21 protein-coding genes are annotated in these 20,582 nt (G+C 61.9%); 9 read left to right on the forward strand and 12 right to left on the reverse strand.

Going from position 1 to position 20,582, the window contains the following annotated elements; genetic code table 11:
- Position 1: 1 nt before the first annotated feature.
- The 3 genes from AC1DVV_RS11295 to AC1DVV_RS11305 all read right to left on the reverse strand — a co-directional run bounded on the left by AC1DVV_RS11295 (position 2) and on the right by AC1DVV_RS11305 (position 3,244).
- The gene (locus AC1DVV_RS11295) at positions 2 to 868 is read right to left on the reverse strand and encodes a branched-chain amino acid ABC transporter permease (protein ID WP_457280040.1); all 867 of its coding nucleotides are present in this window, start codon (positions 866 to 868) and stop codon (positions 2 to 4) included.
- Positions 869 to 903: 35 nt separating this feature from the next.
- Positions 904 to 2,169, reverse strand: coding sequence for an ABC transporter substrate-binding protein (locus AC1DVV_RS11300; RefSeq protein WP_457280039.1), 1,266 nt, complete (start codon positions 2,167 to 2,169; stop codon positions 904 to 906).
- 121 nt (positions 2,170 to 2,290) lie between these two features.
- Positions 2,291 to 3,244: a LysR family transcriptional regulator gene (locus tag AC1DVV_RS11305; protein WP_457280038.1), complete on the reverse strand. Its 954-nt coding sequence runs from the start codon at positions 3,242 to 3,244 to the stop codon at positions 2,291 to 2,293.
- A gap of 121 nt (positions 3,245 to 3,365) precedes the next feature.
- On the opposite strand from AC1DVV_RS11305, the gene AC1DVV_RS11310 reads away from it, so the two are divergent.
- Genes AC1DVV_RS11310 through AC1DVV_RS11320 form a run of 3 tightly spaced genes read left to right on the forward strand, consistent with a single transcriptional unit; the run spans position 3,366 to position 6,177 of the window.
- Positions 3,366 to 4,349, forward strand: coding sequence for a TRAP transporter substrate-binding protein (locus AC1DVV_RS11310; protein WP_457280037.1), 984 nt, complete (start codon positions 3,366 to 3,368; stop codon positions 4,347 to 4,349).
- A 2-nt stretch (positions 4,350 to 4,351) separates the two neighbouring features.
- A complete protein-coding gene (locus tag AC1DVV_RS11315; protein WP_477689258.1) occupies positions 4,352 to 4,861 on the forward strand; it encodes a TRAP transporter small permease in 510 nt (169 codons plus the stop codon).
- Between the two features lie 20 nt (positions 4,862 to 4,881).
- Positions 4,882 to 6,177 (forward strand): TRAP transporter large permease, encoded by a 1,296-nt coding sequence (locus AC1DVV_RS11320; RefSeq protein ID WP_457280035.1) that lies wholly within the window; start codon positions 4,882 to 4,884, stop codon positions 6,175 to 6,177.
- A gap of 12 nt (positions 6,178 to 6,189) precedes the next feature.
- Here the strand turns inward: AC1DVV_RS11320 and AC1DVV_RS11325 are convergent, their stop codons facing one another.
- Positions 6,190 to 6,906, reverse strand: coding sequence for an aspartate/glutamate racemase family protein (locus tag AC1DVV_RS11325; RefSeq protein ID WP_457280034.1), 717 nt, complete (start codon positions 6,904 to 6,906; stop codon positions 6,190 to 6,192).
- A 48-nt stretch (positions 6,907 to 6,954) separates the two neighbouring features.
- On the opposite strand from AC1DVV_RS11325, the gene crcB reads away from it, so the two are divergent.
- Both crcB and AC1DVV_RS11335 read left to right on the forward strand, forming a co-directional pair.
- Positions 6,955 to 7,341, forward strand: coding sequence for a fluoride efflux transporter CrcB (gene crcB, locus AC1DVV_RS11330; protein ID WP_477689256.1), 387 nt, complete (start codon positions 6,955 to 6,957; stop codon positions 7,339 to 7,341).
- A 127-nt stretch (positions 7,342 to 7,468) separates the two neighbouring features.
- Entirely contained in the window at positions 7,469 to 8,632 is a 1,164-nt protein-coding gene (locus AC1DVV_RS11335; protein WP_477702422.1) for a helix-turn-helix domain-containing protein, read from the forward strand.
- Positions 8,633 to 8,649: 17 nt separating this feature from the next.
- On the opposite strand, the gene AC1DVV_RS11340 is transcribed toward AC1DVV_RS11335, so the two are convergent.
- The 7 genes from AC1DVV_RS11340 to AC1DVV_RS11370 form a co-directional block, all read right to left on the reverse strand.
- On the reverse strand, positions 8,650 to 9,135 hold the full coding sequence (locus AC1DVV_RS11340; RefSeq protein WP_477689254.1) for a copper chaperone PCu(A)C: 486 nt from the start codon (positions 9,133 to 9,135) through the stop codon (positions 8,650 to 8,652).
- 57 nt (positions 9,136 to 9,192) lie between these two features.
- Positions 9,193 to 9,765 (reverse strand): YcnI family copper-binding membrane protein, encoded by a 573-nt coding sequence (locus AC1DVV_RS11345; RefSeq protein WP_457280030.1) that lies wholly within the window; start codon positions 9,763 to 9,765, stop codon positions 9,193 to 9,195.
- Positions 9,766 to 9,974: 209 nt separating this feature from the next.
- Positions 9,975 to 10,355, reverse strand: a complete 381-nt coding sequence (locus AC1DVV_RS11350) for a DUF2946 family protein (RefSeq protein WP_457280029.1) — start codon at positions 10,353 to 10,355, stop codon at positions 9,975 to 9,977.
- Between the two features lie 224 nt (positions 10,356 to 10,579).
- A complete protein-coding gene (locus AC1DVV_RS11355; protein ID WP_457280028.1) occupies positions 10,580 to 11,353 on the reverse strand; it encodes a molybdate ABC transporter substrate-binding protein in 774 nt (257 codons plus the stop codon).
- Between the two features lie 137 nt (positions 11,354 to 11,490).
- Positions 11,491 to 12,336 (reverse strand): ABC transporter substrate-binding protein, encoded by an 846-nt coding sequence (locus tag AC1DVV_RS11360; protein ID WP_457280027.1) that lies wholly within the window; start codon positions 12,334 to 12,336, stop codon positions 11,491 to 11,493.
- Complete coding sequence (locus AC1DVV_RS11365; protein ID WP_457306875.1) at positions 12,333 to 13,022, reverse strand: ABC transporter ATP-binding protein; 690 nt, start codon at positions 13,020 to 13,022, stop codon at positions 12,333 to 12,335. The genes AC1DVV_RS11360 and AC1DVV_RS11365 overlap by 4 nt, the downstream gene beginning before the upstream one ends.
- Positions 13,019 to 13,765 carry an ABC transporter permease gene (locus tag AC1DVV_RS11370; protein WP_457280025.1) on the reverse strand — a complete coding sequence of 249 codons (747 nt, stop codon included), beginning with the start codon at positions 13,763 to 13,765 and terminating at the stop codon, positions 13,019 to 13,021. The genes AC1DVV_RS11365 and AC1DVV_RS11370 overlap by 4 nt, the downstream gene beginning before the upstream one ends.
- Before the next feature lie 333 nt (positions 13,766 to 14,098).
- On the opposite strand from AC1DVV_RS11370, the gene AC1DVV_RS11375 reads away from it, so the two are divergent.
- Positions 14,099 to 15,211: a substrate-binding domain-containing protein gene (locus AC1DVV_RS11375; RefSeq protein WP_477702423.1), complete on the forward strand. Its 1,113-nt coding sequence runs from the start codon at positions 14,099 to 14,101 to the stop codon at positions 15,209 to 15,211.
- A gap of 35 nt (positions 15,212 to 15,246) precedes the next feature.
- Here AC1DVV_RS11375 and senA read toward each other — a convergent pair whose 3' ends face one another.
- A complete protein-coding gene (gene senA / locus AC1DVV_RS11380; RefSeq protein WP_457280023.1) occupies positions 15,247 to 16,503 on the reverse strand; it encodes a selenoneine synthase SenA in 1,257 nt (418 codons plus the stop codon).
- 393 nt (positions 16,504 to 16,896) lie between these two features.
- Here senA and AC1DVV_RS11385 point away from each other — a divergent pair, with 393 nt between their 5' ends.
- The 3 genes from AC1DVV_RS11385 to AC1DVV_RS11395 all read left to right on the forward strand — a co-directional run bounded on the left by AC1DVV_RS11385 (position 16,897) and on the right by AC1DVV_RS11395 (position 20,556).
- Positions 16,897 to 18,663: a FimL-related protein gene (locus tag AC1DVV_RS11385; RefSeq protein WP_457280022.1), complete on the forward strand. Its 1,767-nt coding sequence runs from the start codon at positions 16,897 to 16,899 to the stop codon at positions 18,661 to 18,663.
- Positions 18,664 to 18,789: 126 nt separating this feature from the next.
- Positions 18,790 to 19,851 carry a selenide, water dikinase SelD gene (selD, locus tag AC1DVV_RS11390; protein ID WP_457280021.1) on the forward strand — a complete coding sequence of 354 codons (1,062 nt, stop codon included), beginning with the start codon at positions 18,790 to 18,792 and terminating at the stop codon, positions 19,849 to 19,851.
- 165 nt (positions 19,852 to 20,016) lie between these two features.
- A complete protein-coding gene (locus tag AC1DVV_RS11395) occupies positions 20,017 to 20,556 on the forward strand; it encodes a TRAP transporter small permease subunit (RefSeq protein ID WP_457280020.1) in 540 nt (179 codons plus the stop codon).
- Positions 20,557 to 20,582 lie beyond the last annotated feature (26 nt).

Here is a 20,582-nt window from a genome sequence, read left to right on the forward strand (position 1 = left end):
ATCATGCCTTGCCCATCAAACCCTGCGGGCGGAACATCAGCACGCCGAGGAACAGCACGAGCACGATGGCCGTCTTGTACTGCGGTCCGAGCAGCAGGCCGCCCATGACCTCGATCACGCCGACCAGGATGCCGGCCCAGAAGGCGCCCGAGACGCTGCCGAAGCCGCCCAGGTTGACCACCACAAAAGCCAGCAGGATGAAGCTAGCGCCAACGTCCGGAAAAATCGGGAAGAAGGTTGACAGCAGCACCCCGGCTGCGCCGGCGCAGGCCGCGCCTATGCCCCAGGCTAGCGAGAACATCTTGTGCGAATCAATGCCCATGAGACGGGCCGCTTCCTTGTCAGAGGCGGTGGCTTCCAGCGCCGCACCGAGCCGGGTCTTGTTCAGGAAGAAGTAAATCAGGCCGGTGACCACGACGGCCCCTACACCGGCGACCAGCTGCGGCTTGCCCAGTTGCACGCCCAACAGCTTGACCGTTCCGCTGACCGCCGAATTCTCGATGGAGCGGAAATCCGGTTTCCAGAGGAACTGGGCCACGCCGCGCAGCAGGATCATGATGCCGAAGGTCGTGAAGATCTGCGACAGCATGGGCGCGTTGATGATGCGCACGATCACCAGTTTGTACAGCAGCACGCCGAAGCCGAACAGCATGATCACTGTCAGCGGCAAGGTGAGCATGGGGTCCAGCGCATACAGGGAAAACAGCCAGAAGGCCGAGTACATGCCCAGCATGAGGAATTCCCCGTGCGCGAAGTTCACGATGTCCATGACGCCGAAAATCATGGTCAGGCCGATAGCCACCAGCGCGTAAATCAGCCCGATCAGCACGCCGGAGGCCAGCGTCTGAAGCAATATTTCCGTAGTCATGGTTGTCTCTTGGCTTTCAGGTCAAAACTCGCGGCTTATTTGCGCTGGTCCCACTTGGGCATGGGCCAGGTCACTTCACGCGAGGCCATGTCGAACGGCCAGACCGTGTTGTATTTGCCGCCGATGATCTGCACCAGGATGCCCTGGCCCAGGGTGTTCTGGCCGGTCGCATCGAACTTCACACCCTTCCACGGCATGATCAGCTTGCTGCCGGGCATGTCGGTGGCGGCCAGCGCCTTGCGGATGGCTTCGGGTTCGGTGGAACCGGCGCGGTTGATGGCGTCCGCCATCACCATCAGGCCGGTGAAAGTGCGCGAGGAATTGCCGGTGAAGTTGATCTTGTAGCGACTGTTGAACAGGTCGTTGACCTGCTTGATCAGAGGATTGCGGTTGGCCAGGTCCAGCGCCCAGACTTCACGCGTGATGATGTAGTCGGCGTCCTTGCCGAGTGTCCTGATGAAATCGGTATCGGTGAAGCCCGCGTTGTTCGCCAGGATCATGTCCGGCGAAAAGCCGAGTTCCTTGTAGGTCTTGATCGACAGGATGGCATCGGCCGTGTAGGACGACTGCAGCACCAGGTTGGGATTGGCGGCCTTGAGCGTCTGCACTTCCGAAGTCAGCTGCGTGGTCTTGGCCGGGTACATCACCTGCTTGACCAGGTTCTGCTTGAACTCGGGCGCGAGTTTGGTCTGCAGCTTGGTGGTTTCCGTACCCCACAAGCCGTTTTCGTTGAGGCTGGCGACCACGCCCGCCTTGATGCCTTTTTTGGCTTCGAGTTCTTTCAGGAAATCAAAGGCGTTGTGCACAAACAGGTCGTCATGCGGCGTGGTGCGAAAGAACCACTTGAAGTTGCGCTGCGTGAGCGATGCCGACGACGATTCAGGGTTCAGGAAAGGGATGCCGGCGCGCTCGGCGATCTGGCTGGCCGTGGCGGTGACGGCGCTGTTATAGGCGCCCACGAGTGCCACGACTTTTTCCTGCGTGATCAGACGCTCGGCTTCCGTAGCGCCAGTCTGCGGGTTGGCCTGGTGGTCGGCAAATACCAGCTTGATTTTTGCGCCCTTGAGGTTGGGCAAGCCCTTGCCGGCAGACAGCGGCAGCTCGGAAACACCGGGCGCACCGTTATTGATGATGTCGGCGGCGAGTTCCAGCGCGCTGCGCAGCTCGGCCCCCACGGATGCGGCAGGCCCGGTGAGCGGATAAAGCACACCGATTTTTATCTCTTGCTGTGCATGCACGCCAAAGGCCATGCCGGTTGACAACAACACTGCGGCCACTTTGGCCCACCAAGATTTCTTCATGACGCACTCCTCGTAAAAACATGACGGTTGGATGACATGTGACGAAGTGTGCGATTAGCAAATGACGAAATCAAACAAGTAATTTTTTGCTTACGTCATCGATTTTTTCGATGATTGGTATTTACCCTGACGCACCTTTTTTGCCTGTTTTTGCAACCCTGGCCGCCGGCTTGCGACCCGTTTTGGTGCCGGCTCCCGTGCTCTCCGCGGCAAACTGCACGGCCGACCTGACCACTGTCTCGACCACCGATGAAGTCGGGTCGGTGCGGTAGCTCGCGTGGATCGGCAACGACTTCACACGGGTGTCGCAGGTGAGCAATTTCAGGCTGGCGAACCCCGTCAGGCGCTGCACTGCGATGCGCGGCAGAAGGGCCACGCCAAAGCCGCCCTGCACCAGCTGGACCATCGCGGAAATGGATGAAATGGCATGCACCTTTTTGGGCTCCATGCGGTTCTGCTTGAACAGGTCGACCAGCGTGACGTGCGGCTGCGAGCCTTTCTGGAACGTCAGCAATTCCATTTCCGCGAGTTCATCCAGCCGGTAATTTCTTTTTTTATGCAGCGCCGGATTTCCCACAAAAGCCATATCCATGGGCGGCAAAGCCTGGTTGCGCACACCGTCCGCCGAAGCGGGCAACGCGGCGAAGACCAGGTCCAGCGTGCCGCGCTGCACCTGGTCCATCAGGATGGGCGTGGTTTCCACCGTCAGCTCCAGCTCCAGCCCGGGGTGGTCTACGCGGAGCTTTTCGAGCCAGGGAATCAGCCAGGAGTGCAACACCGATTCGATGGCGCCTATGCGCATCGATACCGCCATGGCCGCACCCGAACCCATCTCGTGTTTGACCTCGCGCTGCAGCTCCAGCAGCTTTTGCGCATAGACCAGGAAACGCGCGCCCGCGACGGTGAGCTTGAACTGCTTGTCGCGCCGGTCCAGCAGCAGGATGCCCAGCTCTTCTTCCAGTGTGGCGATCCGGCTGGACATGGCAGACTGCGTCAGGTAGAGCTTCTCCGCGGCGCGCGAGATACTTTTGAGCGAGGCAACCCAATAGAAAGCTTCAACAAAACGCAGGTTCATGGCGGGGCCTCAAGGTCGCAAAACAGGTAGGCGCCGGCTTTTCGGGGTATGCCCGGTGAACTGGCGCGGGATTTGCGTCTATCCTATTACTACTTACTAATTCCTTGTCCTGGAGCTTTTCATGAAATTCAAAGTCACCCTGGTGGCCGCCGCTCTCGCCTTCGGCGCCAACGCCTTCGCCCAGACCAAGTGGGATTTGCCCGCGGCCTACCCGGCCAGCAACTTCCACACGGAAACGCTGACGCAGTTCGCGGCAGACGTCGACAAGGCCAGCGGCGGCAAACTCAAGATCACGGTGCACGCCAACGCCTCACTCTTCAAGGCCAACGAAATCAAGCGTGCGGTGCAAGGCGGACAGGCCCAGATCGGTGAGATCCTGTTAGTCAACTTCGAGAACGAGAACGCAATATTTGGTGCAGACGGCCTGCCCTTTGTGGCCTCCAGCTACGCCTCGGCACACAAGCTGGCCGAAGCGCAAAAGCCGGCGCTTGAAAAACTGCTGGGCGCGCAAGGCATGAAGCTGCTCTACACCGTGGCCTGGCCTCCCCAGGGCATCTACGTCAACAAGGAAATCACCGCCGTCGCCGACATGAAAGGCCTCAAGTGGCGCGCTTACAGCCCGGCCACCAGCAAGATTGCCGAGCTGGTCGGCGCGCAACCCGTGACCGTTCAGGCCGCGGAGCTGAGCCAGGCGATGGCAACCGGCGTCGTCAACAGCTACATGAGTTCGGGCTCCACCGGCTACGACACCAAGACCTACGAAAGCATCAAGTACTGGTATGACGTGCAGGCCTGGCTGCCCAAGAACGCCGTCATCGTGAACAAAAAATCCTTTGAGGCGCTGGACGCACCTACCCAGGCTGCCGTTTTGAAGGCCGCCGCGGATGCCGAGACCCGTGGCTGGAAAGTCAGCGAGGAGAAGAACGACTTCTACAAAAAAGCCCTGGCCGAAAAAGGCATGAAGATCATGACGCCCTCGCCCAAGCTGGTGGCCGACCTGCGCCAGGTGGGCAGCATCATGAAGGCAGACTGGATCAAACGCGCCGGCCCCGAGGGTGAAGCCCTGCTGTCTGCATTCGAAAAATCCAACGCAGCGAAGAAATAGCCATGCGCCGCATGCTCGATGCGCTGTATGACGGTGCGGCATGGCTGGGCGCCCTGTTCATGATCGGTACGCTGGTGTCGGTACTGGCCGGCGTCCTCGACCGCCAGTTCGCCTGGTCGCTGCGCGGGACCGACATGTATGCCGGTTACTGCATGGCTGCCAGCGGTTTTCTGGCGCTGGCCCACACCCTCAAGAAGGGTGAGCACATCCGCGTCACGCTGATCCTCAACGGCCTTCGTGGCAGCGCCCGGCGCGCGCTGGAAATCTGGGCCCTGGCCGCGGCTAGCGCCCTTTCGATGCTGTTCGCTTGGTACAGCGTCATGCTGTCGGTCAACTCCTATGCCTACCACGACATTTCCACCGGAAATGACGCTACGCCGCTATGGATTCCCCAGATCACCATGGGCGTAGGTGCCGTCATCCTGATGATCGCATTCATCGATGAACTGGTGCTGGAAATCAGAGGCCGGCGCACCCAGGCCAGCAGCGACGAAGCGCTGCATCACGAATAAGCAAGAACAAAAGAGCTTCAATGTCCGATCTCGCCATCACCTCGCTGCTGATACTTTCGCTTTTCCTGATTCTGGGCTCCGGTGTCTGGATAGGCCTCACGCTGTCGGGTGTGGCCTGGATAGGCATGCAGCTTTTCTCTTCGCGAGCCGCGGGCGACGCCATGGCGGTGACCATCTGGGGGTCTTCCTCAAGCTGGACACTGACGGCCCTGCCCCTTTTTGTATGGATGGGAGAAATCCTGTTTCGTACCAAGCTCAGCGAAAGCATGTTCAAGGGCCTCGCCCCCTGGGTCAGCCGGCTACCGGGTGGACTGCTGCACACCAACGTCATCGGCTGCACCATTTTTGCCGCGGTCTCTGGCTCCTCAGCGGCAACCTGCGCCACCATTGGCAAGATGACTCTGCCGGAGCTGGCCAAACGCGGTTACCCGGAAGACATCACGATAGGCTCCCTCGCGGGCGCCGGCACGCTGGGCCTTCTGATCCCGCCATCCATCATCATGATCGTCTATGGCGTCAGCGCCGACGTGTCGATTGCCCGCCTGTTCATAGCGGGTGTTTTTCCCGGCCTGTTGCTGGCTTCTCTTTTCTCAGGCTACCTGGTCGTCTGGGCCTTGCTCAACAAAGGCAAGATCCCGCCGCCCGATGCCGCGATGAGTTTTGGCGAAAAAATCTACGAGTCACGCCACCTGATTCCGGTCGTACTCCTGATCGGCGCCGTGTTGGGTTCCATCTATACCGGTGTGGCCACCGCGACCGAAGCCGCAGCCATCGGCGTCGTCGGCTCGCTCGTGCTGGCCGTCGTGCAGAGATCCATGAGCTGGAACACCTTCAAGGAATCCTTGCTGGGTGCGACGCGGTTGTACTGCATGATCGCGCTGATCCTGGCCGGCGCCGCGTTCCTGACGCTGAGCATGGGTTACATCGGGCTGCCGCGCCACCTGGCCGAATTCGTCTCCAGCCTCGGTCTTAGCCCCTTCATGCTCATCATCGTGCTGAGCATCTTCTACGTCGTCCTGGGCTGCTTCCTGGACGGCATTTCGATGGTGGTGCTGACCATGGGCGTCATCCTGCCCACGGTACAGGCAGCCGGACTGGATCTGATCTGGTTCGGTATCTTCATCGTCATCGTGGTCGAGATGGCGCAGATCACGCCGCCCGTGGGATTCAACCTGTTTGTGCTCCAGGGCATGACCAAAAAGGAAATCACCTACATCGCGCGAGTGACCTTGCCGTTTTTCTTCCTCATGTGCGGCATGGTATTGCTGCTCTGGTTCTTCCCGCAGATCGCCACCTGGCTGCCGGGCAAGATGTGAGGCCAGCGGCGCTCATCTCCACGGGCGCAGCAGCCGTTCATCGTCGGTCAGCGCCCAGGTCTTAAAGCCGGTGGCCTCTTCAATCGCTTGGCGATACGGCGGCAAGTTGGTGCATTCAAGCACTACCGCCTGGAGGGTAGGCTCACGCTGACGGAGAGCGATTGCCGCTGCCACCACGTCACCGCACGCCTTCTCCATGACCATGATTTGGCGATTCCCCAAAATAGCGGTGGCGAATTCACCGTCAGGATTGACCCCCTGCACCACCACATCCGCCAAGCGTTCATGAGTCACACCCGCTGCACGCAAATGCTCTGCGCCCAACGCCGCTGAACTGATGGTCAGTACGCCCACCCTGGCGTGGCGTGCAAGCAGCGTCGGCAATTGAAGCAGGCTGGACGTGACAACAGGAACCGGCACGGCCGCCTGCAGCTCGTCCTGCAGCAGCACGAGGAAACCGCAGCTGGTGGTGATGGCCAGCGCACCCTCGCTCGCCAGGGCCTGCACCGCCTGCACAAAAGCCGGCAGCACACCCGCAGCACGCAGGCCGGCGGCGGTCTGCACAATCTTGCCGGGCCCGGCTCCCGGCACCACCCGCTGGCGAACGGGCACGCCAAAAGCGTCGGGGTGGCCGATGTCACCCGGTAGCCGCGGAAAGCGCGTGTCGAGCATTACCACCCCCAGGAAGCCCGAAGGCTCGCTGAAAGCGGGTGCTGAGGTTAAAGTCATGGCTCTATTCTCCCGCCAAACAACCAACTCACCGCCGCCACTACCGTCATGCTGAACGTCATCGCGATTTCCATTGGAGCTTCAATCGGTGCGCTGGCGCGCTGGGGCCTCGGCCTGTGGCTGACGCCGGGCGGCCTCATTCCCTGGGGCACCCTTGCGGCCAATCTTATTGGTGGCTACCTGATTGGTATCTGCATCGCCGGTTTCCAGTCCATGCCGCAGCTGGACCCAGTGTGGCGGCTGGCGCTGGTGACCGGATTCCTGGGCGGCCTCACCACGTTTTCCTCGTTTTCGGCCGAAGTGGTGATCTTCCTGATGGAAGCGCGCTATGGGCTGGCCGCGCTTACGGCCACCGTACACGTGCTGGGATCCCTGCTGATGACCGTGGCCGGCCTCAAAACCGCTATGTTTTTTATAGCTACTAGCGCACGCTAAGAGTCGATTCCGGCCACTTTCCACCCAGAAAAAAAGTAATCACTCCGGTTTGCCTGTCCTATATTGCAGGAGCACGGCCATCCGCATCGCACGCTGCACGTGCCGCAGGAATTGGCCACAATGCACCATGGCATCCATGACCCCTTTTCACTCCGCCCCGGCGACGGGCGGGCAAGACAGGCTGGCGCGCATCGGACACGCTCGCCAGGCAGTTCTTCACGGCGATCCACTGCCAGCAGGCACCGCGCCGCTGGTTGAGAACTGGATAGAACGGTCCTGGATGCGCTGCCTGGCCCAGGGCCATCGGCCGGAGCAGGCTCCCTCCTTCGACATGGTTTCTGCCACCGCACTGCGGCGCACCCTGGAAGCCAACCACCGGCTGGTGCAGGCTGCGGCGCCTGTGCTGGAAAAGCTGGGCCAGGCCATTGCCGACACGCGCTACTTCGCCATCCTGACCAACCAGGCCGGCGTGGTCATCAATGTGAATGGCCCCATCGACCGGCGCGACCGCCGCGCCGACATGATCACACGCATCGGCACGGACCTTTCGGAACAACAAGTGGGCACTACCGCCATCGGCGCAGCGCTGACCGAACTGCAACCGGTGTGGCTGCATCGGGGTGAGCATTTTTTTGATGCCACCTCGGTCTACAGCTGTGCCGGCGCGCCCTTGTTCGGCCCCGACGGCCGCTGCGCCGGCATGCTGGACCTGACGGGCATCGAAGTGGTCGAGAGGCCCGAGCTCAAACACCTCGTCGCACAATCCGCGCGCAGCATAGAGAACGCGCTCACTTTGGGCAAGCCCCATGCATTGCTGATCCGGCTGAATTGGCCGGGCCGCACGCTGGGAGATGAAACCGATGGGCTGGTGTGCGTGGATACCGATGGTTGCGTCACTGGCGCCAACCAGGCGGCGCGGCAGATGATTTCGCAGCTGGGCTTCACCGCAGGCATGGCGCCGCATTGCAACGATCTCTTTGCCATGCCCTTCGAAATGCTGTTTGACGCGGCGCAGCGCCAGGCGCCAGTGAATGGCGGCATCCTGGAGGTGCCGCTCTGGACGGGCCTGCGCCTGCATGCGCTGCCGCAGTTGCCCGGCCGAGACTCGCCGCCCCCTGCAACCAGCCTGCCGCCTTCAGGCGCCGCGTCGCGAACGCTGAAGGAACTCGAAACCGCCTTGATCCGCAAGGCAGTGACCGATTCACGCGGCAATGTGCTGCAGGCCGCAAAAGCGCTCGGCGTCAGCCGGGCCACGGTTTACCGCCGCCTGGGCTCGGGCAAGCGCAGCTAGCACCCGGCACGCACAAATCAGTGCTTGTGCTCAGCCGCGGCACCGGCTGCTCCCGGTGCGGCGGTGGCAACCGGCAGCTTCAGCTCGAGCTTGCTTTCCACACCTTTGGCGTCCTTGAACAGCAGGGTCACGGGGATTGTGCTGTCTTTGGCCAACGGTGCCTTGAGGTCCATCAGCATGACGTGGTAACCCCCTGGCTTGAGCTCGACCTTTTTGCCGGCAGGCAAATCAAGCGATGGCACGGCCCGCATTTTCATGACGTCGCCGTCCATTTTCATTTCATGCACTTCAGCCACGCCCGCCACCGGCGACGACACGCCGATCAGCTGGGCCCCATCTTTGGCGGTGAGGCTCATAAAAGCCCCCGTGCCTTTTTGCCCTTGCACAGTAGCGCGCGCCCACGCCCCATCGACCTTGACTGCGGCCGTCTGGGCCAGGGCGAGCATGCTGGCCAGTGCCATCGAAAATGCCAACACGGCTTTTGAGAATTTTGCGGATGTCATGTGTAAATGCTCCTTGAAGCAGTGAATTGAATCTGAAACCAAGACTACAGGGCTCGCTCAGTGATTGTGCTCACCACCACCCGCCGACATCAGCTCCAGCGCGGCAGCAGGGTTTTTGAGATCGGACAATTTTTTTCCCGGTTGAGGCACTTCGGCCCAGTCAACCTTGCCGGTCTCGCAAACCTGGCTTACCGGCCAATACAACATGCCCGCTTGTGCAGGCAGTTTGGCCTGCAGCACAAATTCGTCGTACCAGTCGTTCTGCAGATAGTCAGCGGGGGTTTTAGCCGTCCAGCTGATTCGCGACACGTCTTCGGTGACGGTTTTGCCGTGGTCCAGCAGCGGCTGCGCCAGCTTCTCGCGTGTAACCTCCAGCGTCCAGCCTGCTTTGGGCATGGGCTTGGCACCCTGCACACCCGCGGGGATGGTGACCACGATCTGTTTGACGGGTGAATTCCCGCAGCCATGCCCGACCTTGAATGTGCCCTTGTAGTAGCTGCCTGCATTGGCGACCTGGTATTCCAGGGTGACGTGTGCGGTGGCAGGCAGGGATACAGCAATAAAGATAGCTCCAGCCCAATAGGGACGAGCGCAAGCAGCTATGGTTTTAATAGCATTTGGGTATTTCATGATTGATTCTTACAGGATTGAAAATTAAAGGCAGCAGGATTTGCGGCTGAAATTAGGGCCAGCCAGCGCAGCGAGCGCCATGCCGAACGGAGCGCACGGGTGCGCAGAAATGGCTCGTGAAAGTGCACGCTGAAATGAACGATGGCACGGCGCCGGCCGCAAGGCCCGTGCGCGGGATGCCTGAGGCCTCCAGCGAGAGGCGGTTCAGTTCAAAGTGCGGGAGGTGCGCGGCTGAAAGGCAGCCCGGAGATGGCAGTGCCGGTGGTTGCCGGAATATCCGCCACCGCAACCGTGGTACCGGTGACACAGGAAACGCTTGCTACCGGTAGAGGTGGCAGCACCAGCCCTGCTGAGCCGCACAGGTCGCAGCGCTGGCCTGGGGAGGCTGCATTGCCATCGGTGGAGTCCATGCCGGCATCAGACGAAGCGGTGTTGACGCTGCAAATGCCGCTCAGCTTGCCGCTGCGCACGTCCTGGGCGAGCATGGACACCGGTGCCCACAACGCCGCCGCCACGGCCAGGAAAGCCAGCCAGGCGGCAAGGCGTTCCCATACGGGAAGGGTCGAGCGGGATACGGGGTGGTGGGGCACGGGGTGATTATATGTAGCCCCCACGCTCCCCCACTTCGTGTGGGTCGCTGCCCCCCGAGGGGGCCGCCCGCCCTGCGACCCGGCAAAGCCGGTTCCGCGGCTCATGCTGGATTAATGAGTGCAAGCGGGCAGCCGCGGGACTGGCTTTGCCAGACCGCAGGCGCCGCCCCCTCGAGGAGGGAACAGGCTACACGCAGTGAGACTGGACGGGGGTGGGTGTCTTGCTAGGGCGCCCCAAAACCAAACCGCCGAAACACCTCCTGCGCTTCCGGCGTCAACAAGTAGGCAGCAAACTGCCCAGCAGCAGCATCCCCGCTTCGCGCAGTCAAACCGTAGGCCGCACTCACCTGTAGAGCCGCCGGCATCTGCACCACATTCATCCGCGGCAGGTCCTTGCGAACCGCCACAGCATTGGTGCAATAAGTCAGGAACAGATCAGCACGCCCTTCCGAAACCAGCCACTCATAAACCCCCCGGCCTGCTGGAGGCTGGGGCGCTTCGGGCGAACCGGTGAGCTTGAGTGCCTTGGCGTCCAGTGCCGTGTAAGCACCGGGCTTGAGTGCTTCCGCCTTGCGGAACGCTTCCCATGCATAGTCGCCCGACGGGTCCGCCCTGGGCGTGGAGGTGCCGAGCTTGACGGCGGGATCCAGCATCAGGTCGAGCAACTTTCCCGAATCGGCATTGAGCTGCGGCACGGCCAACGCGCACAGCTGGTTGCGCACGAAGAGCGTGGGTTGCGCCCATGAACTTCCCGCTGCGGCATACAGGCGCTGGGGATGCTGCGTGTCGGCCGAGGCAAACACCTGCGCCGGCTCACCCTTCTCGATGCGTTCGCGCAGCAGGCCAGAGGCGCCAAAGGTCAGCTGGGTTTTCACGCCCGTGCGGGTTTCATACGCGCGCGCGGCTTCAGTGAGCGCTTCGCGCAGGCTGCCCGCCGCATACACGCGCAGCGGCGCGGCGCCTTCAGCAGATGCTGCGGGCGATTGGGCATGCGCCATAGTCAAGCCTCCTGAAAAAACAACCGCAGCAGCAATCCATACCAGCAGGCGCCGCGGAACCGGCTTCGCCGGGCCGCAGGCGCCGCCCCCTGGAGGGGAGGACAGGCTACACGCAGTGAGCCTGGACAGGGGGGAACTCATTTTGCGTTTGGAAAGAACAGCTGCTCGCCATTGATCTTGTAGCCGGCAATCACGTTCTGGCCAGCTGGTGAAATCACCCAGTCCACAAACTTCTGCGCTTCCACCACTTTGGTCTGCGGATGCTTGGCGGGGTTCACCACCATCACGCCGTACTGGTTAAACAGCTTGGTATCGCCTTCGACCAGCACGACCAGGTCGCCGCGGTTTTTGAAGGACAGCCAGGTGCCGCGGTCGGCCAACACATAGCCGCCGCTGCTGGCCGCGATGTTGAGCGCCGGGCCCATGCCGCAGCCGCAAGCCTTGTAGTTGGCAAACGCAGGCTTGTCGCCCGGCGTCTCGACGCCCGCGGCTTTCCAGTAGCGAAGTTCGGCGGCGTGCGTGCCGCTCTTGTCACCGCGAGAGATAAAACCGGCATTGGCGGCGCTGAGTTTTTTCAGCGCTTCGACAATGTCCCTGCCCCTGGTTTTGGCTGGATCAGCTGCGGGGCCGATCAGCACGAAGTCGTTGTACATCACGGGAAAACGCTTGATGGCAAAGCCCTCAGCCACGACTTTTTCTTCCGCCACCTGGTCGTGCACAAAGAGCACGTCAGCATCACCCCGGCGGCCCATATCGATAGCCTGGCCGGTGCCGACAGCGACTACTTTCACGTCAATGCCCGTGGCTTTTTTGAACTCGGGCAGCAGGTAGGGAAACAGGCCTGACTGCTCGGTCGAGGTGGTTGACGCCATCACGATAGTGCTGGTTTGTGCTATCGAAACAGTAGCTGCCAGCGCAAGCGGGACAAGCGCCAAAGCCCTGATCGACCCGAAAATTCCCGACACCATGCTCAAGCTGTTCATGCAAGTTCTCCTTTTAAAAATGCTTCTGCCGCTGCGGGGACAGGACCGGTGAAAAAGGCCGCAGTCGGCAAGTCGGCTACCAGCCGGCCGTGCTCAAGGTAAATCACCCGGCTGGCCAGCCGCTTGACCTGCCCCAGGTTGTGGCTGCTGAAAATGAGTGTCATGCCGGCATCGGCAAATTCCGCCATCAGGCGCTCGACCTCGCGCTTGGCCGTGGGGTCCAGGCTGGCCGTGGGCTCGTCGAGCAACAGGACCTGCGGCTTGAGCGCCCAGGCACGCGCCAGCGCCACACGCTGCTGCTGCCCGCCCGACAGCGCCTTGGCATTGCGTGTAGCCAGGTCTTCCAGCCCCACGCGCTCCAGGGCAGCCAATGCCTGGACTTTGGCCTCTTTCCAGCGCACACCACCCAGCCACAGTCCGAGTGCCACGTTGTTCAGCACGCTGGCGCGCAGCATGTAAGGCCGCTGGAACAGCATGGCCTGCCGCAATTGCACGTCGTGTTGAAAGCTGCCGGCAGAAGGCCGTACCAGGCCGTTGAGGGTCCGAAGCAGCGTGCTCTTTCCGCTGCCGTTGGCGCCCACCAGTGCCAGCCTTTCGCCGGCCTTGATACGCAGGCTGCAGCCGCTGAGCGCATGGACCTGGCCGAACTGCACACCGATGGCGTGCAGGTTGAAAACCTGCGTCATGGCTGTGCGCCCCCGGTGGCCAGGGCCACATCCGGCAGGCGGTCGTCGAACTGCTCGCGCCAGCGCCGCACCAAGGCTATCAGGATGTTGAGCAGCAGCACCACACCCAGCAGCACGATGCCCAGCGCAAGCGCCAGCGGCAAATCGCCCTTGCTGGTTTCCAGCGCGATCGAGGTGGTCATCACGCGCGTGAAGCCGTCGATGTTGCCGCCCACCACCATCACCGCGCCGACCTCCGAGATCGCCCGGCCGAACGCGGCGATCAGCACCGTCAGCAACGCATAACGCTCGTCCCACAGAAGGATGAGGCCTCGCACGAAGCGGCCCGCACCCAGCGACTGGAATTGCTCGCCATGAGAACGGTCGGCATCTTCAATCGTCTGGCGAACCAGCGCGGTGACGACCGGCAGCACCAGCACAGCCTGCGCCAGCACCATGGCCTTGAAGGAAAACAGCCAGCCCAGGAAGCCGAGGGGGCCGGTTCGGGAGAGCAACAGGTACACCACCAGCCCGACCACCACCGAGGGCAGGGCCAGCGCGGTGTTGAGCACAGCCAGAACCGCACCGCGGCCGCGAAAACGCGACACACCCAGCCACGCACCGAGCAGCAGGCCAGCGCTGCAGGCAATGAGACAGGCGCAGGCACTCACGGCCAATGAACGGGCCACGATGCTGGCCAGCATGGGATCGAGCGAGGTGATGAGCGTGAATGCCGTGGCGGCGCTGTCTGAGAAGGTGTTCATGTGGGAGATCTGCGGGGCACTGGTACTGCAATCCGGAAGTAGCGAAACACAATGAAAGTGATGGATTCGTGCCCAGGGCGAGGCGCAAGCCGCAGCGAAGGCTATACGCCTTCGCAAGGATTGCAACGCTGCCATGGGTTACGAATACGCGCTTTCATGTTTCGATCCTTCCGGATCGCAGTACCAATCGTAGCGCCCAAGTCCTTGATTTATATCGGGAATCATCGCTATGAATTGATTTGCATAGGCTGATCCCCGCTTCGCAGCGCGGCCCGCCCTTCGCCCGTCGCTGCTGACCTGTGCACTCATAATCAGTGCACTTACCGCCTCGCCATGCATAAAGTCGAACTCTCTTACCTGCTCACGCCACAGCGGGGCAAAAACGCCCTGATACGCAATCCGCTGATGGACATGCTCCATGCGGTGCGTGAACAAGGCTCCATCTCCAAAGCCGCCAAGGCGCTCGACCTGTCGTACCGCCACGTGTGGGGTGCACTCAAAGACTGGGAGCAGACCCTGGGACGAACACTGATCGTCTGGGACAAGGGCCAGCGGGCACGGCTCACGGAATTCGGAGAGAAACTGCTCTGGGCCGAGCGGCAGGCACAGGCTCGGCTGGCGCCCCAGATCGAAGCATTGCGGGGCGACATCGAACGGGCTTTTTCCACCGCCTTTGACGACAACGCCCATGTGCTCACGCTCTATGCCAGCCACGACGCAGCGCTTTCTGCGTTGCGCGAACAGGCGAGCCCGCGCGGGCTGCACCTGGACATCCGCTTCATGGGCAGCGTGGACGCCATTGCCGCCCTGAACGCGGGGCGCTGCATGATGGCCGGATTTCACACGCTGGACCAGCCTGGCAGTCAGTCCGTGACGGCCCTGACCTACCGCAACCTGCTCAAGCCCGGACTGCACAAGCTGATCGGTTTCGCCCATCGCATGCAGGGCCTGATCGTGGCCAAAAACAACCCGCTGCAGATTGCCGGCATCACCGACCTGGCAAGGCCGGGCGTGCGTTACGTGAACCGGGCGGAAGGCACCGGCACACGCGTGTTGCTGGACGAACTGCTGGGCAAAGCCGGTGTGGCGACTTCAGATATCCAGGGCTACCAGAGCCAGGAGCCATCCCATACGGCCGTGGCCCAGGCGATTGCCAGCAATGTCGCCGATGCCGGCCTTGGCATTGAAACGGCAGCGCGCGAGAAAGGCCTGGGCTTCATCCCGCTGGCGCAGGAGTGCTACCACCTGGTGTGCCTGAAGTCCGAACTGCCCACGCCGCAGGTGCAGGCACTGCTCAAGGAGCTCCAGAGCCGCGACTGGCAGGCCACGCTGGAAGAGTTGCCCGGCTACAGCGGCGAAACGGCCCAGAGCGGCAAGGTGCTGTCCCTGCGCGCCACCTTGCCCTGGTGGACATACCGCAAGGAAAAATTGGCGAAAAGTGCCTGAAACCCTTTCAGGACTAGCGCTACCAGCTATTCTTTTTATAGCGCGCAGGACCTGAATCCACAGAAAATATCGTCCCGCCCGGGCAGGCAGAAGTTGCGGTAGCGGGGATGCTTCAGGCGCGCACGCGTGGCGAACGAACCGCCGCGCAGCACCTTGTGGCTGCCGAACCAGGGTTCGGAATAGGCGGCGAAAGGACCGGGCACAAAACCCGGGTAAGCACGAAAGGTCGTGCCCGTCCACTCCCACACGTCGCCCCAGCGAAAGCCCCTGCGGGCGGCCGTGCACGCAGCGGTTTCCCATTCCACTTCTGCGGGCAGGCGGCGCCCGGCCCAGCGGCACCAGGCGTCAGCTTCCCACCAGCTCATGTGCATGGCCGGCTGGTTGCCGAGCATGCGCATGGCCTTGCCAAAGCGGGTCAGCATTACGGCGCCGCTGGCCACACCAATCTGTTCAACGTAACGCGGACCGCGCCTGCCTTCGCTTTTGACGATGGCCTGCAACCACTCCCATCCCTCGGGCTGCCAGAACTCGGGCCGGTCATAGCCGCCGTCATCGACAAACTCCACGAACTGCGCCCAGCTCACCGGCTGCGCGTCGATCTCGAACTCGGGCACGCTGATGTCGTGCTGTGCCAGCTCGTTGTCAAAAACAAAACCTGCAGTGCCCGATGGTGCGGCAGAGCCCATTTTCCAGGTGGTAGCCGGGATCAACAGCGCGCCCCGCAGTGCCATGGGCGGGGGTGTGAAGGCTTGCAACAAATCCTTCTCAATAGGCACACCCAGCATCTGCGCGGCGTGGGTCAAGGCTTCGGCCTGCATGTCCTCATAAAAGAGGCACAGGCGGTAGAAGTAGAGCGCGTCGCCGTCCTCCCCGGCTTTGCCCAGTAATTCCAGCGTGCTTTCCAGCGTGTCGAGCAGATAGGCACGGCAAACTTCCACATCGGGCAGGTCAAGCGACCAGCGCTGGCTGTGCGGAACACTCGCAGGGTCCCACCAGCGGTCGGCATTGGGTTCCATCGAAGCGAGGCGGGTGTGCCCCGGTGCGCAGCGTATTCCCTGTGCACGCTGCACATTGCGGCCGATCCACCATTCCTGGAACCAGCCGACGTGGCCGAGCATCCACAGCGGAGGGCTCAGCAGCGGGGAGGCCGGCACGGCAAAACCAACGGATTCCAGCGCCTGCTGGTACTGGCCAAAAATCCGCAAGGTGTGATTGCGGGCATCCATCAGCGCCAGCGACAGGACGTCACGGCCGGCGCTGCGCATGAGGGGCGAATCGATCTGGCGGTCCATCGCGAAAAAAATGATTGCTGGCGGGAGTAATGAAAAGGTGTAGCGTCTTGAACCCGCACAAAGTCTGGCAAGCACTGACACGAATGGACACAAACAAGACACCATCAAAGCCGCGCGCCGATTGAGACCAGAATAGCAGACGGACGACCGGCTAGCGCGCATAAGTGTTTAGGTTGCATACTGGGCTCGAGGACAAACAAGGGGGCCTGCCAACCCGACGAAATATTGATGGCAAGGTGTCGCGCCACGGCGACTTACCCCCTTTTGTAACAACAAGTACACGGATAGACTCCGGCCAGTCGCCCCGTATCTTGAGAATGCCTGCGGGTGTCTGGAGGACGCATCGACTGCCCCTTGACCCCGCCCCTTGACTCACTCACCAGCACGCCACTTATGCAACCACACGATCTGAACTCATCGCCCGCCGAGCTCGACATGACGCTCCTGGACCTCGGGCCCCTGGCGTGGGTGCTGGAAGAACTCCGCAAGTCGCTGGAAGGTTCCAACAAAGCCCTGAAACGCTTTTTGCGGGAGGCTGAAGGCGTCAGCAACTCCGATCTCGCCGCACTGGATGCCGGTCAGTTACGTACTGCCCGCCAGCAGTTGCACCAGGCGGTCGGCGCGCTGGAGATGGTCGGCATGAGCGCGCCTGCGCTGGTGCTGCGGGCCATGGAAACGGCGGTGCAAAAATTCATCCAGACACCGGGGCAATGCACACAGGACGCTGCGACCAAAATCGAACTGGCCGGTTTTTCCCTGACGCATTACCTCGAAGACGTGCTGGCCGGCAAACCGGTGTCTGCGGTGTCACTTTTCCCCCAGTACCGCGACATCCAGGGCCTGGTTGGCGCCGACCGCGTCCATCCGGCGGATCTCTGGGTGTTCCAGTGGCGCTGGATAGAGCCGGTCCTCAATATCACTGTCGATGCCAGGGCGTACGGCGGGGAATCCAGGCAGCTGCTGGACCGGTTGATGCTGACCCTCATCCGGACCGGTGACGCGGAAGCCGCGCAAAGCCTCAGCGATGTCTGCCTGGGGTTCGCCCAGGGCCAGACCGGCATTGAGCCCAGGACCTTCTGGAAAATTGCAGCGGCGTATTTCGAAGCACTGGCAAAAGGCCTGCTGAAGATCGATCTCTATGTAAAGCGTGCAACCCTGCGCATCCTGCTGCAGTATGTCTGGCTGGCCAAGGGTACGGAGGCGTCGGCCCGGCTTGCGGAAGATCTGCTTTTCCTGTGTTCCCAGGCGAAAGTCCCACGCTCCAGCGACGCGCCGGTGCTGTCGGCGGTTCGTTCAAGTTATGGCTTGACACGGTTCAAGCCGGTGGACTATGAGTCGGTCCAGTTCGGCCGCTTCGCCCCGGCCCTGATCGCGCAGGCCCGCAAGCGCATCAGCTCGGCAAAGGAAACATGGTCTGCAGCCACCGCCGGAGACCTGAGCAAGTTCAAATCCTTGAACGACCAGTTCAGCCTGGTGACGGATTCACTGGTCAAACTGCATCCACCGAGCGAGCCGATGGCGCGGTCGCTGACGCGCGTGATCGCCTCGACGGTCAGTTCGGGTCAGGCCCCCAGCCCCGAACTGGCGCTGGAGGTGGCAACCGCGGTGCTGTACCTGGAAGCCGTGTTTGACGATTTCGACCCCAACGACCCGCGCCTGTGGGCCCGGACAGCCCGGCTTGCGGAGCGGCTTGAAAGCGCCAGGACGGGCGGACAGCCACAACCACCGGAATCGTGGATGGAGGAGCTGTACCAACGCGTCAACGACAAACAGACCATGGGAAGCGTGGTGGGTGAACTGCGCGTGGCCCTGGGTGTGCTGGAAAAATCCCTCGACAGCTTTTTCCGCACGCCGGAGGACAAAAAACCCCTGGCCGTGGTACCAGGGCAGCTCGCGCAGATGCAGGGCGTGCTGTCCATGCTGGGGGTAGACCAGGCAGCCCTGGCGGTAATGCATATGCGCGAACTCGTGGAACAGATGCTCAAACCTGGTGCCAATGAGCAGCAGGCCCACATGGCGGGATCGGTCGATCGCCTCGGCAATAACCTCGGAGCCTTGAGCTTCCTGATTGACATGCTCAATTACCAGCCCGGTCTGGCCAAAAAGCTGTTTGTGTATGACGCGGTGAAAGGCGAACTGAAGGCCGACAAGGACAACTGAAGCGCCAGGAGCGCGGCCGGGGTTGCGCCTGAGGGCAGCAGGTGAAATGCTCGAGAAAACCCCCTTGTTTTAAACTGGCTGCCCCGCGCACCGCCGGTACCGCGGGAACGCCATTGAAAGCACGCCATGAACGCCCCTGAAACACTTCCGGGCACCCCACCCCGGCTCACCAGCCTGTCGCATGGCGGCGGTTGCGGCTGCAAGATTGCGCCTGGCGTGCTGAGTGAAATTCTCAAAAACTCCAGCAACCTCCCGATTCCGCCGCAGCTGCTGGTAGGCATTGAAACCGCCGACGACGCGGCTGTTTACCTGCTCAATGACGAGCAGGCGCTGATCGCGACGACCGATTTCTTCATGCCCATCGTCGATGATCCCTACGACTTCGGCCGCATCGCCGCCACCAATGCAATCAGCGACGTCTATGCCATGGGCGGCACGCCCATCATGGCGCTCGGGCTGGTGGGCATGCCCATCAATGTGCTGCCGCTGGAGACCATAGGCGCGATCCTGCGCGGCGGGCAGGACGTCTGCCGCGATGCGGGCATCCCGATCGCGGGGGGGCACACCATCGACTCGGTCGAGCCGATTTATGGCCTGGTGGTGCTGGGCCTGGTGCACCCTTCGCGGGTCAAGAAGAATTCCGGTGCCAAGGCCGGGGACGTGCTGGTGCTGGGAAAACCGCTGGGCATCGGCATTCTTTCTGCGGCACTGAAGAAGGAACAGCTCGACGCCGCAGGCTATGCCCGCATGATCGCGCTCACCACACAGCTCAACAAGCCGGGTATCGAGCTGGCACGCATGGAAGGCGTACATGCGCTCACCGACATCACCGGCTTTGGCCTGGCAGGCCACGGCCTGGAACTGGCCCGCGGGGCCGGCGTCCAGTTGCGCATCGACTGGCAGCGCGTGCCGCTGGTCAGTGGCACGCGCGAACTCGCAGCACAAGGTTGTGTGACGGGCGCCTCGGGGCGCAACTGGGCCAGTTATGGAAATGAAGTGAGTTTGCCCGCAACCTTTGCCGAAGCTGACAAAGCCCTGCTCAGTGACCCGCAAACCTCCGGAGGCCTGCTGGTGTCCTGCAATGCAGACAGCGCCGCCGAGGTTCTGGCAATTTTCCACGCCCAGGGCTTTGCCGAGGCAGCGGTCATCGGGGACGTCACCGCCGGCCACGGGCTGGCCGTACGCTGAAAAAATGCGCGAGAGTCTGGCACAAGCCGTAAAACCCTAGGGTAAACCCGGAAATTTTTTGTCAGTCTTTATTCAGTGCTGCGGGTGGCATCCGTCGTACCATTCATGCCTCGACGTACCCGGGTGGGTACTTTCTCATTCAAAAGAACTTATCGGAGACATCCCGTGTCCGCACTCCTCAAACTCGCACTGGCCTACGACTGGCTGACCACGCGACTGGGCAAGATCGCCGCCTGGACGGTATTGCTCGCCGCGATGATTTCCGCCGGCAACGCCTTTGTGCGCTACGGCCTGGACATCAGCTCCAACGGCTGGCTTGAAATCCAGTGGTACCTGTTCGCCGCCACCGTGATGCTGGGCGCACCTGTGGTCCTCAAACTCAACGAGCACGTGCGGGTCGACATCATTTACGGCAAGCTCAAGGGCAACGGGCCGGTGTATGTAGACATCTTCGGCCTGGCCATCTTCCTGCTTCCCGTGATGGGCCTGCTGGCCTACCTGAGCTGGCCGCTGTTCGTGAGCATGCTGCGCTCAGGTGAAGTCTCAGGCAACGCCGGCGGCCTGATCCGCTGGCCCGCGATGCTGCTGCTGCCGCTGGGCTTCGGTCTGATGTTCGTACAGGGCCTCTCGGAAATCATCAAGCGCATCTGCTATCTCCAGGGCAAATTCGAGATGGATACGCACTACGAAAAACCGGTTCAGTGATCCGTTTGCATCGCTCGTTCCCATAA

It is taken from the genome of Polaromonas sp. P3_B4 (assembly GCF_056402835.1).

Coding starts and splice junctions, on each gene's coding strand:
- AC1DVV_RS11375 (WP_477702423.1), top strand. CDS start 14,099: ATGCATAAAGTCGAACTCTCTTACCTGCTCACGCCACAGCGGGGCAAA.
- AC1DVV_RS11365 (WP_457306875.1), bottom strand. CDS start 13,022: ATGACGCAGGTTTTCAACCTGCACGCCATCGGTGTGCAGTTCGGCCAG.
- AC1DVV_RS11295 (WP_457280040.1), bottom strand. CDS start 868: ATGACTACGGAAATATTGCTTCAGACGCTGGCCTCCGGCGTGCTGATC.
- AC1DVV_RS11355 (WP_457280028.1), bottom strand. CDS start 11,353: ATGGCGCATGCCCAATCGCCCGCAGCATCTGCTGAAGGCGCCGCGCCG.
- AC1DVV_RS11315 (WP_477689258.1), top strand. CDS start 4,352: ATGCGCCGCATGCTCGATGCGCTGTATGACGGTGCGGCATGGCTGGGC.
- AC1DVV_RS11300 (WP_457280039.1), bottom strand. CDS start 2,169: ATGAAGAAATCTTGGTGGGCCAAAGTGGCCGCAGTGTTGTTGTCAACC.
- senA (WP_457280023.1), bottom strand. CDS start 16,503: ATGGACCGCCAGATCGATTCGCCCCTCATGCGCAGCGCCGGCCGTGAC.
- AC1DVV_RS11340 (WP_477689254.1), bottom strand. CDS start 9,135: ATGACATCCGCAAAATTCTCAAAAGCCGTGTTGGCATTTTCGATGGCA.
- selD (WP_457280021.1), top strand. CDS start 18,790: ATGAACGCCCCTGAAACACTTCCGGGCACCCCACCCCGGCTCACCAGC.
- AC1DVV_RS11325 (WP_457280034.1), bottom strand. CDS start 6,906: ATGACTTTAACCTCAGCACCCGCTTTCAGCGAGCCTTCGGGCTTCCTG.
- AC1DVV_RS11370 (WP_457280025.1), bottom strand. CDS start 13,765: ATGAACACCTTCTCAGACAGCGCCGCCACGGCATTCACGCTCATCACC.
- AC1DVV_RS11310 (WP_457280037.1), top strand. CDS start 3,366: ATGAAATTCAAAGTCACCCTGGTGGCCGCCGCTCTCGCCTTCGGCGCC.
- AC1DVV_RS11360 (WP_457280027.1), bottom strand. CDS start 12,336: ATGAACAGCTTGAGCATGGTGTCGGGAATTTTCGGGTCGATCAGGGCT.
- AC1DVV_RS11385 (WP_457280022.1), top strand. CDS start 16,897: ATGCAACCACACGATCTGAACTCATCGCCCGCCGAGCTCGACATGACG.
- crcB (WP_477689256.1), top strand. CDS start 6,955: ATGCTGAACGTCATCGCGATTTCCATTGGAGCTTCAATCGGTGCGCTG.
- AC1DVV_RS11345 (WP_457280030.1), bottom strand. CDS start 9,765: ATGAAATACCCAAATGCTATTAAAACCATAGCTGCTTGCGCTCGTCCC.
- AC1DVV_RS11320 (WP_457280035.1), top strand. CDS start 4,882: ATGTCCGATCTCGCCATCACCTCGCTGCTGATACTTTCGCTTTTCCTG.
- AC1DVV_RS11305 (WP_457280038.1), bottom strand. CDS start 3,244: ATGAACCTGCGTTTTGTTGAAGCTTTCTATTGGGTTGCCTCGCTCAAA.
- AC1DVV_RS11335 (WP_477702422.1), top strand. CDS start 7,469: ATGGCATCCATGACCCCTTTTCACTCCGCCCCGGCGACGGGCGGGCAA.